Source organism: Burkholderia sp. E168m23, assembly GCF_016586125.1.
In the GTDB taxonomy this organism is placed as follows: Bacteria; Pseudomonadota; Gammaproteobacteria; order Burkholderiales; family Burkholderiaceae; genus Burkholderia; species Burkholderia orbicola.
In genome coordinates, this window is sequence record NZ_BCPP01001682.1 from 1 (window position 1) to 585 (window position 585).

At 69.6% G+C, this 585-nt stretch carries 1 pseudogene; it reads left to right on the forward strand.

Annotation, left to right across the window (positions count from 1 at the left end):
• Positions 1-585, forward strand: a pseudogene (locus tag JMF90_RS39645) (malate synthase G); the annotation flags it as partial.

Consider the following 585-nt stretch of genomic DNA (forward strand, 5'->3'; position numbering starts at 1 on the left):
CCTCGCCGCGTGTATCGCGGCAGCGGCCGCGCGCGTCGCGTTCATCAACACCGGCTTCCTCGACCGCACCGGCGACGAGATGCATACCGCGATGGAAGCGGGCCCGATGATCCGCAAGGGCGACATGAAGTCGTCGGCGTGGATCCAGTCGTACGAGCGCAACAACGTGCTCGCGGGCCTGTCGGCCGGCCTGCGCGGCCGCGCGCAGATCGGCAAGGGCATGTGGGCGATGCCGGACCTGATGCATGCGATGCTCGAGCAGAAGATCGCGCATCCGCGCGCCGGCGCGAACACCGCCTGGGTGCCGTCGCCGACCGCCGCGACGCTGCACGCGCTGCACTACCACCTCGTCGACGTGCAGGCCGTCCAGCAGGAACTCGAGAAGACACCGTACGCGAGCGAGCGCGACGCGCTGCTCGAAGGGCTGCTGACCGTGCCGGTCGTCGAGCGTGCCGCGTGGAGCGAGGCCGAGATCCTGAGCGAGGTCGAGAACAACGCGCAGGGCATCCTCGGCTACGTCGTGCGCTGGGTCGAACAGGGCGTCGGCTGCTCGAAGGTGCCGGACATCCACGACGTCGGCCTGAT